This is a genomic window from Xenorhabdus griffiniae, from assembly GCF_037265215.1.
Taxonomy (GTDB): domain Bacteria; phylum Pseudomonadota; class Gammaproteobacteria; order Enterobacterales; family Enterobacteriaceae; genus Xenorhabdus; species Xenorhabdus griffiniae.
Window position 1 is genome coordinate 33,974 of the sequence record NZ_CP147737.1, and the last position, 18,392, is coordinate 52,365.

The following is an 18,392-nucleotide window of genomic DNA, read 5'->3' on the forward strand; positions in this document are numbered from 1 at the left end:
TATGGTGCCATTACTGGAATTAAAGGGAATTGAGAAGGCTTTTCCTGGGGTAAAAGCTTTGTCAGGCGCTGCACTGCGGGTTTATCCCGGGAAAGTGATGGCGTTAGTCGGCGAAAACGGTGCCGGCAAGTCTACGATGATGAAGGTTTTGACCGGTATTTATACAAAAGATGCTGGCACGATCCGCTATCTTGGGCAAGATGTAGCTTTCTCTGGCCCCAAATCCTCTCTGGAATCAGGTATTGGCATTATTCACCAAGAATTAAACCTTATTCCCCAATTAACGATCGCTGAAAACATTTTTTTGGGTCGTGAATGCGTCAATAAATTGGGTATCATCAACTGGAAAAAAATGTATGAAGAAGCCGATAACTTGCTGAGGCGACTAAATATTTTTTACAGCAGCCATCGGCTTGTTTCTGAATTGTCCATTGGTGAGCAACAAATGGTAGAAATTGCCAAGGTACTGAGTTTCCAATCCAAAGTCATCATTATGGATGAACCTACAGATGCCTTGACGGATACCGAAACTGAATCCTTGTTTCATGTCATACGGGAACTGAAAGCACAAGGCTGTGGCATTGTCTATATTTCCCATCGCTTGAAAGAACTTTTTAAAATTTGTGATGATGTGACGGTATTGCGTGATGGCCAATTTATTGGTGAACAGCCTGTCAATGCTCTGAATGAAGAGCGATTGATTGAAATGATGGTGGGGCGCAAGCTGGAAGAGCAATATCCGCGTTTGGAGCTACCGAGAGGTGAAAAACGGTTGGAAATTGAAAACCTCTCTGGATCGGGAATCAACAATGTCAGCTTTTCCCTGTTTAGTGGAGAAATTCTGGGGATCTCCGGTTTGATGGGCGCTGGCCGTACTGAATTAATGAAGGTGATTTACGGGGCTTTGCCCAAAACTGAAGGCAAGATTTTGCTTGATGGAAAACCGCTGACGATCCATAGTCCGCAGGAAGGGCTGACCAATGGCATTGTCTATATTTCAGAAGACCGAAAACGTGATGGGTTAATCTTGGGAATGTCGGTCAAAGAGAATATGTCCCTTACCGCACTACGTTATTTCAACCGAAATTTTTGTTTCTTGAATCACTCCGCAGAACAAAAGTCCGTTGCCGACTTCATTAAGCTGTTCAATATCAAAACTCCCTCAATGGAACAGACGATGGGGCTGCTTTCCGGTGGTAATCAGCAGAAAGTTGCGATTGCCCGTGGATTGATGACTCGTCCAAAAGTATTGATCCTTGATGAACCAACCCGAGGTGTAGATGTTGGAGCGAAAAAGGAAATCTATCAGCTTATCAACCAGTTTAAAAAAGAAGGCTTGAGTATTATTTTGATTTCCTCTGAAATGCCTGAAGTGATGGGAATGAGTGATCGTATTCTGGTTATGCATGAGGGTCGTATCAGTGGGGAGTTCAACGCGAATAGCGTTTCTCAGGAAGCGTTGATGGCCGCTGCTGTTGGTAAAATATGATGCAATTAAAAGAGAATAGTCAAGGATAGTGAATATGAATTCTAGTACAGCACCAGCCTCCCGACGCTGGTTTACGAAAACATGGTTGATGGAACAGAAATCACTTATTGCGCTCTTATTTTTGATTGTCGTCGTTTCTTCACTTAGCCCCAATTTTTTCACATTGAATAACCTGTTTAACATCCTCCAGCAAACTTCTGTCAACGCCATCATGGCGGTAGGCATGACATTAGTTATTCTAACATCAGGAATTGATCTATCAGTTGGCTCTTACTGGTGCTGTAGCGGCATCAATGGTTGGAGCAGATATTAATGCTTTGGTCGCTGTTACTGGGGCTTTGGCATTGGGGGCTGCAATTGGGGCCTGCACTGGTGTAATTATTGCAAAAGGCAAAGTTCAGGCATTTATTGCAACATTGGTGATGATGTTATTGCTACGCGGAGTGACTCGGGTTTATACCGATGGGAGTCCGATTAATACCGGTTTCAGTGACAATTCTGATCTGTTTGGTTGGTTTGGTATTGGGCGTCCATTAGGAGTGCCTGCGCCTGTGTGGATTATGTCGCTGGTGTTTGTCACGGCTTGGTTCATTCTTCACCATACTCGTCTTGGTCGTTACATCTACGCATTAGGCGGAAATGAATCTGCAACACGTTTATCAGGTATTGGTGTTGATAAAATAAAAATAATCGTTTATTCCCTATGTGGCCTGTTGGCTGCATTGGCCAGTATTATCGAAGTTGCCCGATTATCTTCTGCTCAACCGATGGCTGGAAGCGGTTATGAACTGGATGCGATTGCAGCAGTTGTACTGGGTGGAACCAGTTTAGCAGGAGGTAAGGGACGAATTGTTGGTACATTGATTGGTGCACTGATTTTAGGCTTTTTAAATAATGGATTGAACTTATTAGGTATTTCTTCCAATTACCAGATGATCGTCAAGGCAGTTGTTATTTTACTGGCGGTCTTGGTTGATAACAAAAAGCAGTAAATAACCTCACCCTACAGGAAAAAATAATATGAAAATGAAGAAGCTGGTAACCATTTTCTCCGCTATGGCATTGAGTGCCACTATAAGTGCTAATGCACTGGCGAAAGATAGCATTGCATTGGTTATTTCAACCTTGAATAACCCTTTCTTTGTCACAATGAAAGATAGCGCACAAAAAGAGGCTGATAAGCTGGGATATAACTTGGTTGTACTTGATTCTCAGGATAATCCAGCAAAAGAATTGGCCAATGTGCAGGATTTGACGGTTCGTGACATAAAATTGATGTTAATTAACCCAACCGATTCGGATGCCGTTGGTAATGCAGTGATCATGGCAAATAAAGCGAATATTCCGGTTATTACTCTTGATCGCTCAGCGTATAAGGGCAATGTTATTAGCTATATTGCTTCTGACAGCCGTTTAGGTGCCAAAATGGCAGCTGATTTTATTGCCAAGAAATTAGGTAATAATGTCAAGGTCATTCAATTAGAAGGTATTCCAGGAACTTCAGGTGCACGTGAACGTGGTGAAGGTTTTGGTCAAGCAGCCCAAAAGCACGAATTCAATATGTTGGCTAGTCAGCCTGCTGATTATGATCGCACAAAGGGGATGAATGTCATGCAAAACTTGCTGACAGCTCATCCGTCAGTACAAGCTGTTTTCGCTCAAAATGATGAAATGGCTCTTGGTGCATTGCGAGCATTACAGGCAGCCGGTAAAGAAGATGTGTTGGTCGTCGGATTTGATGGCACTGACGATGCTCTTAAGGCTGTACAGAGCGGTAAATTAGGAGCAACGATCGCACAGCGTCCGGATCAAATAGGTATCGTCGGTGTTCAGACTGCGGACAAAGTGCTAAAAGGTGAAAAAGTAGATGCCATCATTCCGGTTGAGCTGGAATTAGTTGTGAAGAAATAATCAACCTTGTTTATGCAGCCATTAAAGCTAATGGCTGCATGATTTTCACACAGGAATCAATGTAATGAGTATGGCAAAACTGGTTGTGATGGGTAGCATCAATGTAGATCACATATTGAGCCTCAACTCTTTTCCTCAACCAGGGGAAACAGTGAGGGGAGAACAGTATAAGGTTGCCTTTGGAGGAAAAGGAGCAAATCAGGCCGTTGCTGCTGGTCGCTGTGGTGCGGACATTACATTTATTGCTTGTGTTGGCCAAGATGATGTTGGCATACGTGTTTGCCAACAGTTGGCGAAAGATAACATCAATACTTCCTCAATTGAGGTGATTGAAGGAGAAACAACGGGCGTTGCTCTGATTTTTGTCAATCAGCAGGGTGAGAATGTTATTGGTATTAATGCAGGGGCGAATGGGAGACTAACTCCTGATTATTTCCTTCGTCATGATCAAGTTGTCAAAGAAGCTGATGCATTGTTATTGCAGCTTGAAACGCCATTGGAAACAGTGCAACTTGCTGCTGAAACGGCCAAGAAGCATCATGCCAAAGTGATCTTGAATCCAGCACCTGCACAGAAAATCTCGGATCGATTGCTTTCGCTGGTAGATATTATTACGCCGAATGAAACCGAAGCCGAGTATTTGACTGGCATCGCCGTAAAAGATGATGTTGGGGCGGAAAAAGCCTCGCAGGTTTTACATGATAAGGGTATAGAAACAGTCATTATCACATTGGGTAGTCGAGGCGTATGGCTGAGTGAAAAAGGCAAGGAAGGTAAAATTGTTCCAGGGTTTAAAGTAAAAGCAATCGACACAATTGCTGCTGGGGATACATTTAATGGCGCTTTGGTAACGGGATTGCTGGAAGGAAAAGAGATGTTATCGGCGATCCGCTTTGCTCATGCTGCAGCTGCGATTGCCGTTACGCGTCAGGGAGCGCAGCCTGCGATTCCATGGCGGAATGAAATTGATGCATTTCTATTTGAACAGGATTAATCGTGACTACCATGAAGGACGTTGCTCGTCTGGCGGGTGTATCAACATCAACAGTTTCTCATGTGATTAATGGCAATCGTTATGTCAGTGAAAGCGTGAAAAAGAAGGTCAATGCAGCGATTGAGGAATTGAATTATGCGCCGTCTGCTTTGGCAAGGAGCTTGAAAGTCAAGCAAACTAAAACTATTGGTATGTTGGTTACGGCCAGTGATAACTCTTTTTATTCCGAAGTTGTCAGAAGTGTAGAAAGGAGCTGTTACGAACGGGGATACAGTTTAATTCTGTGTAATACCGAAGGTAACATTACCCGTATGATTAGCAGTATGGAAACTTTGCTGCAAAAGCGCGTTGATGGTTTGTTAATCATGTGTTCTGAAACTCAGAGGCTATCCAGTGACTCTCTTCGTCGCTACCCATTGGTACCGATGGTAATCATGGATTGGTCTCCGTTTGATACCTGCAATGACATTATTAAGGATAACTCCCTGCAAGGGGGAGAAATGGCTACCAATTACTTGATCAGCCGAGGTTTCCGCAAAATTGCTTGTATCACTGGCCCACGTGATAAGACACCCGCTCGTCAGCGCTTGGCTGGATACCAAAAGGCAATGCAGGATGCTGGGCTGGAGATCCCCATTGGATATGTAATCTACAGTGATTTTGAATTTGCCGGCGGATTCTCATCAATGAAGCAACTTCTCCAATTACCTGAACCGCCCGAAGCTTTATTTGCGGGTAATGACGCTGTGGCGATTGGCGCTTATCAAGCTTTGTATCAGCAGGGACTTTCTGTGCCGGATGATATCTCTATTATCGGATATGACGATATTGCAATCGCGCCTTATCTCATCCCTCCGTTGACAACTATTCATCAACCAAAGGATGAATTGGGTAAATTGGCGATTGATAGCCTGCTTTATAGAATGAACAATCCAGAAAGCGAACCAAAACAACTGATGTTGACACCTAAATTGATAGAACGAAGTTCTGTAGCTAGGGGCTGTTGACGTTTTGAGTTCACCATTTACTCAACCCACATCGGTAACCATATAATGACAAACGCCAGTGCCAACATACTGGCGTAATTTCGCGCCAATTTATCGTATCTTGTCGCAATAGCTCGAAAATGTTTTATTCTGGCAAACGCATTTTCGACCAAATGCCGATAACAGTATAAAACTTCATCAATACTTTTATCGGGTTTTCGGCTATTTTTTCGATAGGGAATGACCGTTTTTGAACCTTGTTTTTCAACGAAATCTCTGAAAGTACCGCTATCGTAACCTTTATCCGCGATCACAAAATCGGATGCGGGTGAATGGGTGACCAAACTTTCTGCATGTACAATGTCGTGCGTTTGACCCCCTGACAGCTCAAAATGGACAGGCAAACCATAACTGTCTACGGCCAAATGAATTTTAGTCGAACGTCCACCTCGACTTTTACCGATGGCTTCATCTTCTGTTGAAGCTGCCCCTGAGCTATGTTGATGAGCGCGGATAATACTCCCATCAATGAATAACCATTCGGTGTCTGTATTTTCAGATAACAATTTGAATAATAATTCAAAAACACCTTTCTTTGACCAGGCGTTAAAGCGCTTAAAAAGCGTATTCCATTTGCCAAATTCATCGGGTAAATCCCGCCACGGACATCCCGTTCTCATTCGATAAAGGATCCCTTCGAAAGTCAGGTAATGCGCGTCTTTGTGGTAAATACATCCATGTTGTTGCATTAATACAGCTAGCGTATTCCATAAAGATTTTGATAACATTGTTCTTGGCATGATGAGCTGGGGTAATGGTTTTTTCGCGAAGACAATGATACCAGATCATCATGCTGTTCAAACTTCCCTCCACGAAACGTCAACACGCCCTAGTCGTTAACGGATTTATTTCTTCTTAATTAAGTTATTACCGTCTTCTTTATTCAGTAATAGAAAAACAGTAGAAGAAATCAAGGTAATCACTCCCATCGTCATCAAAGTATAGTGGAAATGGCTGATGGCGGAGCCATATTCCATTGACTCATAAAATCGCAGGACTGCCGCACTGACGGTTACTCCAAAACTGATAGATAATTGCTGAGTGACTGCTAATAGGCTGTTACCGGCACTTGCATTGTTATCATTGAGATCAGCTAGGGTAATTGTATTCATAGCTGTGAACTGTGTGGACATTACCATTCCCAATATAAAAAGAGGAATGATCAAAAATATGATAGGAAGTTCCGGTGTCTGTAGCGAAAATTGTGAAATCATTACACCAATAATAATCGTGATCCAAAAAAGAGTGTTTCGATAGCCAAAGTGGGTCAATATATTGGTGACAAAAGATTTGGCTAAAATTGAACCAATTGCGTTTGGCGCCATCATGATGCCAGCAATGACTGCTGAAAATCCAAACCCCACTTGTAGCATCAAAGGAATAATAAATGAAAGCGAGCCAGTGCTTAACCGAGTAGCAATATTACTGGCAATGCCGATTGAAAACGTGCGTGTTTGGAATAACTGGAGGTCAATAAGGGGATTTGAGTGTCTTTTGGCATGGAAAATATATCCCAATAACATAATGATACCGCCAAAAAATAAAGCGGGGGGAATATAACCAGAGAATGAATGATCCCCAAATAAGTCAAAGCTGACCGAAATCGTTACCAAGCCCATACTAAACAGCATGAATCCCAGAAAATCGAAAGGGCATTTGGGCATCGTTAAATTGGGCATATTCTTTCTGGCGTAAATGATACCTAATAAGCCAATGGGAATATTGATGATGAATATCCAATGCCATGTTGCATAAGTTACTAACAACCCACCGAGCATGGGACCTAAAATCGGGCCAAGTAGCCCTGGCATGGTGACAAAATTCAAAATAGGTAGCAATTCGCTACGTGGATATGTTCTTAGTAAAGTCAGGCGAGCAACAGGCATCATCATAGCCCCACCTATACCTTGAATAACGCGGGATACAACTAAGAAAGAGAGATTGTGTGACAGTGCACAAGCAAGTGAGCCTAAAGAAAAGAAGGAAACAGCATAAATGAATACTGTACGAGTACCAAACCTATCAGCGAGCCAACCGCTTACGGGAATTAGCATCGCTACAGTTAAAGTATAACTGACAATGGCAGGTTGCATTGCCAGTGGAGAGTGATTAAGACTTTTTGCAATCGCCGGTAGTGCAGTGTTAAGAATTGTGGCATCTAAAGACTGCATAAAAAAAGCTATCGCCGCAATCCAAGGTAACCCCGACATACTGCGTGCGGATTTGACCATTAGATACCCCGTTTATTTTTTTAATGGTAGTGAGTACATAATATCTTACTATATCAAACTCAAGCTATTTCTTGGTTGTTAATCAAGCAATAACTTCCTCTAAGGCCAATTGACAGTTGCCCTAGGCAATTGCACAACAATCATTGTATAAGAACTTTATCGGTATAATTGTTGTTTAAGTCATCAATTTTAGGATGTAAAACACGCATAATTACCATTTCTGTTGAAAAAAACCACGAACAGAAAAATAATTCAAAAAAACTATTGCCAGCGCCGTAAAACCCCCTATAATGCGCCACCACTGACCGACGCTAAGCTGAAACACGCGGCGACGGCGGTAAGAGAAAAGGGAAAATAATCGCTTGACTCTCAAGGCGAAAAGCGTAAGATACGCAGCCTCGCAACCCGGAAGACGCTTCCGGTTGCCAACGCTCTTTAACAAGTTAATCAGACAATCTGTGTGGGCACTCGCAAGAGACTATCGAATCGCCGCAAGGCAAAAAAGATTCAAGTCTTAAAGAGTGACTAAGCAGTTAATTCATTATGAACTAACAGTGAAATTCTTTGAGCATCAAACTTTTAATTGAAGAGTTTGATCATGGCTCAGATTGAACGCTGGCGGCAGGCCTAACACATGCAAGTCGAGCGGCAGCGGGGGAGAGCTTGCTTTCCTGCCGGCGAGCGGCGGACGGGTGAGTAATGTCTGGGGATCTGCCCGAGGGCGGGGGATAACCACTGGAAACGGTGGCTAATACCGCATAATCTCTAAGGAGCAAAGTGGGGGACCTTCGGGCCTCACGCCTTCGGATGAACCCAGATGGGATTAGCTAGTAGGTGGGGTAATGGCTCACCTAGGCGACGATCCCTAGCTGGTCTGAGAGGATGACCAGCCACACTGGGACTGAGACACGGCCCAGACTCCTACGGGAGGCAGCAGTGGGGAATATTGCACAATGGGCGCAAGCCTGATGCAGCCATGCCGCGTGTATGAAGAAGGCCTTCGGGTTGTAAAGTACTTTCAGTGGGGAGGAAGGCACAGGGTCGAATACACCCTGTGATTGACGTTACCCACAGAAGAAGCACCGGCTAACTCCGTGCCAGCAGCCGCGGTAATACGGAGGGTGCAAGCGTTAATCGGAATTACTGGGCGTAAAGCGCACGCAGGCGGTCAATTAAGTTAGATGTGAAATCCCCGGGCTTAACCTGGGAATGGCATCTAAGACTGGTTGGCTAGAGTCTCGTAGAGGGGGGTAGAATTCCACGTGTAGCGGTGAAATGCGTAGAGATGTGGAGGAATACCGGTGGCGAAGGCGGCCCCCTGGACGAAGACTGACGCTCAGGTGCGAAAGCGTGGGGAGCAAACAGGATTAGATACCCTGGTAGTCCACGCTGTAAACGATGTCGATTTGGAGGTTGTGGCCTTGAGCTGTGGCTTCCGGAGCTAACGCGTTAAATCGACCGCCTGGGGAGTACGGTCGCAAGATTAAAACTCAAATGAATTGACGGGGGCCCGCACAAGCGGTGGAGCATGTGGTTTAATTCGATGCAACGCGAAGAACCTTACCTACTCTTGACATCCACGGAATTCTGCAGAGATGCGGAAGTGCCTTCGGGCACCGTGAGACAGGTGCTGCATGGCTGTCGTCAGCTCGTGTTGTGAAATGTTGGGTTAAGTCCCGCAACGAGCGCAACCCTTATCCTTTGTTGCCAGCACTTCGGGTGGGAACTCAAGGGAGACTGCCGGTGATAAACCGGAGGAAGGTGGGGATGACGTCAAGTCATCATGGCCCTTACGAGTAGGGCTACACACGTGCTACAATGGCAGATACAAAGAGAAGCGACCTCGCGAGAGCAAGCGGACCTCATAAAGTCTGTCGTAGTCCGGATTGGAGTCTGCAACTCGACTCCATGAAGTCGGAATCGCTAGTAATCGCAGATCAGCATGCTGCGGTGAATACGTTCCCGGGCCTTGTACACACCGCCCGTCACACCATGGGAGTGGGTTGCAAAAGAAGCAGGTAGCTTAACCTTTTGGAGGGCGCTTGCCACTTTGTGATTCATGACTGGGGTGAAGTCGTAACAAGGTAACCGTAGGGGAACCTGCGGTTGGATCACCTCCTTAACCAAACGATAGTGATTGTGCAGTGCTCACACAGATTGTCTGATGAAAAAAGCAGAGCAAGCGTCTGCGAAGAAGACGTTACGTCCCCTTCGTCTAGAGGCCTAGGACACCGCCCTTTCACGGCGGTAACAGGGGTTCGAATCCCCTAGGGGACGCCATCTTGCTCAGGCAGCGGGTGAAAGGCGGTGCCACCGAAATATTGTTAAGCGGACGTGCGCGTCAGTTTAGCAATATTCGCTCTTTAACAATCTGGAACAAGCTGAAAATTTGAAACCGTCAATGTTATGGAATGATAACATTGATGAAACTCTCAACACTCCGACCGGAAGACTTCTTCGGGTTGTGAGGTTAAGCGACTAAGCGTACACGGTGGATGCCTAGGCAGTCAGAGGCGATGAAGGACGTGCTAATCTGCGAAAAGCGCCGGTGAGCTGATATGAAGCGCTATCAGCCGGCGATGTCCGAATGGGGAAACCCGGTGCAATCCGTTGCACCATCATTAACTGAATCCATAGGTTAATGAGGCGAACCGGGGGAACTGAAACATCTCAGTACCCCGAGGAAAAGAAATCAACCGAGATTCCCCCAGTAGCGGCGAGCGAACGGGGAGGAGCCCAGAACCAGCATCAGTGTGTGTGTCAGTGGAAGCGTCTGGAAAGGCGCACAGTAAAGGGTGATAGTCCCGTACACGAAGAGACACAGGCTGTGAGTTCGATGAGTAGGGCGGGACACGTGTTATCCTGTCTGAATGTGGGGGGACCATCCTCCAAGGCTAAATACTCCTGACTGACCGATAGTGAACCAGTACCGTGAGGGAAAGGCGAAAAGAACCCCGGCGAGGGGAGTGAAAAAGAACCTGAAACCGTGTACGTACAAGCAGTGGGAGCCCTGATTTATCAGGGTGACTGCGTACCTTTTGTATAATGGGTCAGCGACTTATATTCTGTAGCAAGGTTAACCGTATAGGGGAGCCGCAGGGAAACCGAGTCTTAACGGGGCGTTAAGTTGCAGGGTATAGACCCGAAACCCGGTGATCTAGCCATGGGCAGGTTGAAGGTTGGGTAACACTAACTGGAGGACCGAACCGACTAATGTTGAAAAATTAGCGGATGACTTGTGGCTGGGGGTGAAAGGCCAATCAAACCGGGAGATAGCTGGTTCTCCCCGAAAGCTATTTAGGTAGCGCCTCGTGAATTCATCTTCGGGGGTAGAGCACTGTTTCGGCTAGGGGGTCATCCCGACTTACCAACCCGATGCAAACTGCGAATACCGAAGAATGTTATCACGGGAGACACACGGCGGGTGCTAACGTCCGTCGTGAAGAGGGAAACAACCCAGACCGCCAGCTAAGGTCCCCAAGTCATGGTTAAGTGGGAAACGAAGTGGGAAGGCTCAGACAGCCAGGATGTTGGCTTAGAAGCAGCCATCATTTAAAGAAAGCGTAATAGCTCACTGGTCGAGTCGGCCTGCGCGGAAGATGTAACGGGGCTAAACCATGCACCGAAGCTGCGGCAGCGACACAACGTGTCGTTGGGTAGGGGAGCGTTCTGTAAGCCGTTGAAGGTCCACTGTGAGGTGGGCTGGAGGTATCAGAAGTGCGAATGCTGACATAAGTAACGATAAAGCGGGTGAAAAACCCGCTCGCCGGAAGACCAAGGGTTCCTGTCCAACGTTAATCGGGGCAGGGTGAGTCGACCCCTAAGGCGAGGCTGAAAAGCGTAGTCGATGGGAAACAGGTTAATATTCCTGTACGGGCCCGAATTGCGATGGGGGGACGGAGAAGGCTAGGCAAGCCGGGCGACGGTCGTCCCGGTTTAAGTGTGTAGGTGGGCTGACCAGGCAAATCCGGTGAGCCACAACACTGAGGCACGATGACGAGGCACTACGGTGCTGAAGTTGCTGATGCCCCGCTTCCAGGAAAAGCCCCTAAGCTTCAGATTCGGGTCCATCGTACCCCAAACCGACACAGGTGGTCAGGTAGAGAATACTCAGGCGCTTGAGAGAACTCGGGTGAAGGAACTAGGCAAAATGGTGCCGTAACTTCGGGAGAAGGCACGCTGGCGTTAGGTGAAGGAACCTGCTTCCGGAGCCGAGGCCAGTCGCAGATACCAGCTGGCTGCAACTGTTTAATAAAAACACAGCACTGTGCAAACACGAAAGTGGACGTATACGGTGTGACGCCTGCCCGGTGCTGGAAGGTTAATTGATGGGGTTATCGCCTCGGCGAGAAGCTCTTGATCGAAGCCCCAGTAAACGGCGGCCGTAACTATAACGGTCCTAAGGTAGCGAAATTCCTTGTCGGGTAAGTTCCGACCTGCACGAATGGCGTAATGATGGCCAGGCTGTCTCCACCCGAGACTCAGTGAAATTGAACTCGCTGTGAAGATGCAGTGTACCCGCGGCAAGACGGAAAGACCCCGTGAACCTTTACTATAGCTTGACACTGAACATGGAGCCTTGATGTGTAGGATAGGTGGGAGGCTGTGAAGTGTGGACGCCAGTCTGCATGGAGCCATCCTTGAAATACCACCCTTGAATGTTTGATGTTCTAACGCCGGCCCGTTATCCGGGTTGCGGACAGTGTCTGGTGGGTAGTTTGACTGGGGCGGTCTCCTCCCAAAGTGTAACGGAGGAGCACGAAGGTTAGCTAATCACGGTCGGACATCGTGAGGTTAGTGCAAAGGCATAAGCTAGCTTGACTGCGAGAGTGACGGCTCGAGCAGGTACGAAAGTAGGTCTTAGTGATCCGGTGGTTCTGCATGGAAGGGCCATCGCTCAACGGATAAAAGGTACTCCGGGGATAACAGGCTGATACCGCCCAAGAGTTCATATCGACGGCGGTGTTTGGCACCTCGATGTCGGCTCATCACATCCTGGGGCTGAAGTAGGTCCCAAGGGTATGGCTGTTCGCCATTTAAAGTGGTACGCGAGCTGGGTTTAGAACGTCGTGAGACAGTTCGGTCCCTATCTGCCGTGGGCGTTGGAAGATTGCAAGGGGCTGCTCCTAGTACGAGAGGACCGGAGTGGACGCACCACTGGTGTTCGGGTTGTCATGCCAATGGCACTGCCCGGTAGCTAAGTGCGGAAGAGATAACCGCTGAAAGCATCTAAGCGGGAAACTTGCCTTAAGATGAGTCTTCCCTTACTCCTGGAGGGTACTGAAGGAACGTTCGAGACGAGGACGTGGATAGGCCGGGTGTGTAAGCGTTGCGAGACGTTGAGCTAACCGGTACTAATGAACCGTGCGGCTTAACCTGACAACACCGAAGGGGTTTTCGGGAGTGGAAAGAGAGAGACGGGTTTCAGTGTAGAAAAGCAGCTTGTTCGGGATTGAAAACAGGATTTGTCTGGCGGCAATAGCGCGGTGGTCCCACCTGACCCCATGCCGAACTCAGCAGTGAAACGCCGTAGCGCCGATGGTAGTGTGGGGTCTCCCCATGTGAGAGTAGGACACTGCCAGACATCAATTAGTCAGAGAAGCCATCCGTCACCGGATGGCTTTTTTGCGTTTGGGAAAAAGCAAAACAATTAACTATAAGTTAATGCACTTTCCCTTGTTCGATACCAATACCTGTTTGCGAGCGGATAAACTGATTGCGAAACATTTTCCTTTCCTGCATTCCTTGTGCCGAAGTATCGGTAATTGAGAATAACCAAGCTCCGATAAATGCGATAAACATGGAAAACAGAGCTGGATATTCATAAGGATAGATAGGTTTTTCATGACCAAGAATACTAACCCAAATCGTAGGGCCTAGGATCATTAATACAACCGCTGTCAGTAATCCCAACCATCCACCAACTAACGCTCCACGTGTAGTCAGCTTGCTCCAATACATTGACAATAAAATAATAGGAAAATTACAACTTGCAGCAATGGAGAAAGCCAAACCAACCATAAAGGCAATGTTTTGTTTTTCGAATAAAATACCCAAGCCAATAGCAACCAATCCCAGAATAACGACGGTAATTTTTGAGACTTTTAGCTCATCTCGTTCATTAGCTTGCCCTCGTTTAATCACATTGGCATAAAGATCATGAGATACTGCGGAAGCGCCTGCTAGTGTTAACCCGGCTACTACAGCTAAAATAGTGGCAAAAGCAACGGCAGAGATAAAACCAAGGAAAAAATCACCGCCAACGGCGTTTGCCAGATGGACAGCGGCCATATTTGTACCACCAATTAATGCTCCAGTTGTGTCTTTGAATGCAGGGTTGGCACTGACCAATAAAATTGCACCAAATCCGATAATAAACGTCAGGATATAAAAATAGCCGATAAAGCCCGTTGCATAGAAAACACTTTTACGCGCTTCTTTAGCATCACTGACGGTAAAAAACCGCATGACAATATGAGGCAACCCTGCAGTACCGAACATTAATGCCAATCCTAAAGAGAGTGCAGAGATAGGATCAGATACCAATCCTCCGGGACTCATGATGGCAGGTCCAAGGGAGTGTACTGCAATAGCTTCTTTAAACAGGGTATTAAAATTGAAATTAACCGCTTTCATGACCATCATAGCCATGAATGTTGCTCCTGCCAGTAACAAAACGGCTTTAATAATCTGGACCCATGTTGTCGCCAGCATTCCGCCAAATAAGACATAAAGCACCATCAAAATACCGACTAAGACAACAGCGACATAATAATTTAATCCGAATAGTAACTCGATCAGTTTTCCAGCTCCGACCATCTGAGCTATTAGATATAACGCAACAACAACTAACGAACCCATTGCGGATAAGGTACGGATGGGGCGCTGTTTCAGCCGATAAGAAGCGACATCAGCGAAGGTGTACCGCCCCAAATTTCTTAATCTTTCAGCAATCAGGAATAGAATAATTGGCCAGCCAACCAGAAAGCCAATGGAATAGATCAGCCCATCATAGCCAGAGGTATAAACTAACGCTGAAATACCCAGAAACGAGGCGGCAGACATATAGTCACCTGCAATCGCCATACCATTTTGGAATCCAGTAATACGACCGCCAGCGGTATAATAATCTGAGCGTGAAATAGTCCGCTTTGAAGCCCAGTAAGTAATGCCCAGCGTTAACCCGACGAATAACAGGAACATGATAATTGCCTGAATATTCAAAGGTTGTTTTTCTACATTACCTGAAATGGCACTTGCTTGAGCTAGGATAGGGAAGAGGGAGGAAAATAATAATACGCTTTTTTTCATTTTCTCACCTCGTTGAGAATGGTTGACGTTAGACGATCAAATTCACCATTCGCCCTGATTACATAAATTCCAGTCAGTATGAAAGATATGAAGATGATGCCAATTCCTACAGGAATTCCCCGCGTCACACTGGTATTTTCATGAAGTTGTGTTCCAAGCCATTCAGGCGCAAAAGCAATAAGGAAAATAAAACCAACATAAAGCACTAACATAATGATGGATAACAGCCAGGCAAAACGTCCTCGCTTCTTAACTAGCTCCTTAAAGCGAGAGTTATTTTCAATCTCTTGATAAATGTCGTCACTCATTGGAGTATCTCCTGTTGATTTTAAACGCCACACCTTAAGCCCAGATAAGGCTCCGTACTTTTGGTGATACGTTATTTAGGCCGCCTTACGGCGGCGCATATGTTTTACGACATATTGATGGATTGTTTTTCTTCCAGCAGTTTTTCAACAACACCCGGATCGGCCAGCGTGGAGGTATCTCCTAAATTGCTGGTATCACCAGAAGCAATTTTGCGCAAAATACGCCGCATAATCTTTCCAGAACGCGTTTTGGGCAGAGAGTCTGTCCAATGAAGGATATCAGGTGTTGCAATTGGGCCGATTTCTTTACGAACCCAATCTCTGACTGCGGTATACAGCTCAGGAGAAGGTTCTTCACCATGAACTAGCGTGACATAGGCGTAAATAGCTTGTCCTTTAATATGATGCGGGATACCCACAACGGCAGCTTCAGCGATTTTGGGGTATGCAACTAAGGCTGATTCAATTTCTGCGGTTCCCAAACGATGGCCTGAAATATTCAGAACATCATCAACACGGCCAGTGATCCAGTAATAGCCATCTTCATCACGTCGAGCACCATCGCCACTGAAATACATTCCCTTGAAAGTGGAAAAATAAGTCTGTTCAAAACGCTCATGATCGCCATATAACGTTCGTGCCTGTGCTGGCCAGGAATCTGTGATAACGAGATTGCCTTCACTCACGCCCTCTAAAATTTCACCGGAATTATCAACTAAGGCTGGACTAATACCAAAAAACGGCAGAGTGGCGGAGCCTGCTTTGAGATCGGTAGCGCCTGGTAACGGTGTGATCATGAATCCACCGGTTTCGGTTTGCCACCATGTATCTACGATAGGACATTTACTGTTGCCTATTTTTTTGTAATACCATTCCCATGCTTCTGGATTAATAGGTTCGCCCACAGATCCCATAATGCGCAATGACGTACGTTTAGTACCTTCTATGGCTTTATCACCTTCGGCCATCAATGCTCTGATAGCGGTTGGCGCAGTATAAAGAATGTTCACTTTATGCTTATCAACCACCTGACAAAGACGGTTAACATTGGGATAGTTGGGGACACCTTCAAACATTAAAGTGGTGGCTCCACAAGACAGAGGCCCATATAGCAGGTAACTATGCCCTGTTACCCACCCTATGTCGGCGGTACACCAGTAAATCTCTCCTGGACGATAGTCAAACGTGTATTTAAACGTTAAAGATGTGTAGACTAAATAACCACCCGTCGTATGCAGGACGCCTTTAGGTTTGCCTGTAGAGCCTGAAGTATAAAGAATGAATAATGGATCTTCGGCACCTATTTCTTCAGCGGGACACTCAGCACTCACACTTTCGGTCAGTTCGTGCCACCATAAATCACTATTGTCATTCCAGTTTTTGGTATTTCCGGTACGCTTAAAAACAACCACATGAGTCACACTAGTAACGTCAGAATGGTTGAGCGCCTCATCGACATTTTTTTTCAATGGGATTGTGCGGCCTGCTCGCAAGCCTTCATCTGCGGTAACCACGAGCTTAGCGTTGCAATCGATCACTCGGCCAGCGATGGCATCAGGAGAGAAGCCACCAAAAATGACGGAATGGATCGCTCCGATACGGGCACAGGCCAACATTGCGACGGCGGCTTCTGGCACCATTGGCATATAGATAGCCACAACATCGCCTTTTTTGATCCCCAGTTTTTTCAATACATTAGCAAACTGGCAGACGTCATGATGTAATTCTCGATAGGTAACATGGCGAGATTCTGCGGGATTATCTCCTTCCCATATAATGGCAGTTTGATCACCACGTTCTTGCAAATGGCGATCAAGACAATTGGCACTTAAGTTCAGGGTGCCATCTTCAAACCAGCGGATGCTGATATGCCCAGGATCGAAAGAGGTATTTTTGACCTTGGTGTAGGGCCTAATCCAGTCAACTACGTTACCTTTTTCACCCCAGAAACCCTCTGGGTCTTGTAATGACCTTTGATAGTCATATAGGTACTGTTGCTTGCTTATCAGGGCCGTGTCTGCAATATCAGCAGGAATAAGATGCTTGATTATTTGAGTCATATTTTTATCTCCTTGCAATTGTTAATACTATGTCAAAACAAGGTTAACTTAAGTGTAAGAAGAAATTTTGTTTCTTTTTTGCGCGGAAGATCACGCAATAAAGAGAATAAATTTTATGGAATGATCATTTAATGCTGTAGATTTAATCAATACTAAGTAATGAGTTTATTATTTTAATTGGATTTATATTCTGTTATTTAAGTTTATTATTGATATTTTTATCTATGAGGAGGTATGAAACGTGAATGTATAAAGGAAACCACAGCAATAACATGGAATTGATAATCATTTTCATTATTGTTCAATTCACTATAATCATGTTGTTCACAAGGTGTGAGCTTTATATATTCTAAATTCTAAACAACTGGAGATATGATATGAGCCATTCATTGCCTTCTCTACCTTACTCCTATGATGCGCTAGAGCCTCATTTCGATAAACAAACGATGGAAATTCACCATACTAAACACCATCAGACGTATGTCACTAACACGAATACGGCTCTGGAAGCCTTTCCAGAATTAAGCGAACTTCATATCGATGAACTCATTCAGCAGCTTGATAAAATTCCAGCTGATAAACGCACTTTTATTCGTAACAATGCGGGTGGTCACTCAAACCATAGCCTGTTTTGGAAAGGTTTAAAATTAGGCACAGTATTGGATGGTGCTTTGAAGGCCGCGATTGAGCGTGATTTTGGCAATATTGACAGTTTCAAAGAAAAATTTGAACAAGCGGCAGCAACTCGTTTTGGCTCTGGCTGGGCGTGGTTGGTACTGAAAGAAGATGGCAAACTGGCTGTTGTTTCAACGGCCAATCAGGATAGCCCACTAATGGGTGAAGAAATAGCGGGCGCTTCTGGTTACCCGATTGTGGGTCTGGATGTATGGGAACATGCTTATTACCTGAAATATCAAAATCGCCGCCCTGATTACATCAAAGCATTTTGGCATGTAGTCAACTGGGATGAAGCAGCAAAACGTTACGAAGAAAAAACGAAATAATCCCTCCTATTATTTTTTCATAAGAATGCGGGTCATTG

At 45.7% G+C, this 18,392-nt stretch carries 10 protein-coding genes, 1 tRNA gene, 3 rRNA genes and 1 pseudogene; 10 read left to right on the forward strand and 5 right to left on the reverse strand.

Features of this window, described 5'->3' with window-relative positions:
- Position 1 precedes the first annotated feature (1 nt).
- The 5 genes and pseudogenes from rbsA to rbsR all read left to right on the forward strand — a co-directional run bounded on the left by rbsA (position 2) and on the right by rbsR (position 5,401).
- Positions 2 to 1,489 (forward strand): ribose ABC transporter ATP-binding protein RbsA, encoded by a 1,488-nt coding sequence (gene rbsA, locus WDV75_RS00165; protein ID WP_273560227.1) that lies wholly within the window; start codon positions 2 to 4, stop codon positions 1,487 to 1,489.
- A gap of 34 nt (positions 1,490 to 1,523) precedes the next feature.
- Positions 1,524 to 2,481 (forward strand): annotated as a pseudogene (gene rbsC, locus WDV75_RS00170) (ribose ABC transporter permease).
- 28 nt (positions 2,482 to 2,509) lie between these two features.
- Positions 2,510 to 3,400, forward strand: a complete 891-nt coding sequence (gene rbsB, locus WDV75_RS00175) for a ribose ABC transporter substrate-binding protein RbsB (RefSeq protein ID WP_273560225.1) — start codon at positions 2,510 to 2,512, stop codon at positions 3,398 to 3,400.
- 64 nt (positions 3,401 to 3,464) lie between these two features.
- Positions 3,465 to 4,394, forward strand: a complete 930-nt coding sequence (gene rbsK, locus WDV75_RS00180; RefSeq protein WP_273560223.1) for a ribokinase — start codon at positions 3,465 to 3,467, stop codon at positions 4,392 to 4,394.
- 2 nt (positions 4,395 to 4,396) lie between these two features.
- Positions 4,397 to 5,401, forward strand: coding sequence for a ribose operon transcriptional repressor RbsR (gene rbsR / locus WDV75_RS00185; protein WP_338860494.1), 1,005 nt, complete (start codon positions 4,397 to 4,399; stop codon positions 5,399 to 5,401).
- Positions 5,402 to 5,418: 17 nt separating this feature from the next.
- On the opposite strand, the gene WDV75_RS00190 is transcribed toward rbsR, so the two are convergent.
- Both WDV75_RS00190 and mdtD read right to left on the reverse strand, forming a co-directional pair.
- A complete protein-coding gene (locus WDV75_RS00190; protein ID WP_338802971.1) occupies positions 5,419 to 6,180 on the reverse strand; it encodes an IS5 family transposase in 762 nt (253 codons plus the stop codon).
- 105 nt (positions 6,181 to 6,285) lie between these two features.
- Entirely contained in the window at positions 6,286 to 7,671 is a 1,386-nt protein-coding gene (gene mdtD, locus WDV75_RS00195) for a multidrug transporter subunit MdtD (RefSeq protein ID WP_273572365.1), read from the reverse strand.
- Between the two features lie 580 nt (positions 7,672 to 8,251).
- On the opposite strand from mdtD, the gene WDV75_RS00200 reads away from it, so the two are divergent.
- The 4 genes from WDV75_RS00200 to rrf all read left to right on the forward strand — a co-directional run bounded on the left by WDV75_RS00200 (position 8,252) and on the right by rrf (position 13,255).
- Positions 8,252 to 9,793: ribosomal RNA gene (locus tag WDV75_RS00200) — 16S ribosomal RNA — on the forward strand.
- An 82-nt stretch (positions 9,794 to 9,875) separates the two neighbouring features.
- Positions 9,876 to 9,951 (forward strand) — tRNA-Glu (locus tag WDV75_RS00205).
- A 188-nt stretch (positions 9,952 to 10,139) separates the two neighbouring features.
- A 23S ribosomal RNA gene (locus WDV75_RS00210) occupies positions 10,140 to 13,050 on the forward strand.
- A gap of 89 nt (positions 13,051 to 13,139) precedes the next feature.
- Positions 13,140 to 13,255, forward strand: a 5S ribosomal RNA gene (rrf, locus tag WDV75_RS00215).
- Together the 16S, 23S and 5S rRNA genes with 1 tRNA gene alongside form the textbook arrangement of a ribosomal RNA operon.
- A 77-nt stretch (positions 13,256 to 13,332) precedes the next feature.
- Here the strand turns inward: rrf and actP are convergent.
- The 3 genes from actP to acs form a co-directional block, all read right to left on the reverse strand.
- Entirely contained in the window at positions 13,333 to 14,982 is a 1,650-nt protein-coding gene (gene actP, locus WDV75_RS00220) for a cation/acetate symporter ActP (RefSeq protein WP_273571365.1), read from the reverse strand.
- Positions 14,979 to 15,290: a DUF485 domain-containing protein gene (locus WDV75_RS00225; protein WP_189760227.1), complete on the reverse strand. Its 312-nt coding sequence runs from the start codon at positions 15,288 to 15,290 to the stop codon at positions 14,979 to 14,981. Before WDV75_RS00225 ends, actP begins: the two co-directional genes overlap by 4 nt.
- A 104-nt stretch (positions 15,291 to 15,394) precedes the next feature.
- Positions 15,395 to 17,350, reverse strand: a complete 1,956-nt coding sequence (gene acs / locus WDV75_RS00230; protein ID WP_273571362.1) for an acetate--CoA ligase — start codon at positions 17,348 to 17,350, stop codon at positions 15,395 to 15,397.
- Positions 17,351 to 17,727: 377 nt separating this feature from the next.
- On the opposite strand from acs, the gene sodA reads away from it, so the two are divergent.
- Positions 17,728 to 18,354 (forward strand): superoxide dismutase [Mn], encoded by a 627-nt coding sequence (sodA, locus tag WDV75_RS00235; protein WP_273571360.1) that lies wholly within the window; start codon positions 17,728 to 17,730, stop codon positions 18,352 to 18,354.
- Positions 18,355 to 18,392: the final 38 nt, after the last annotated feature.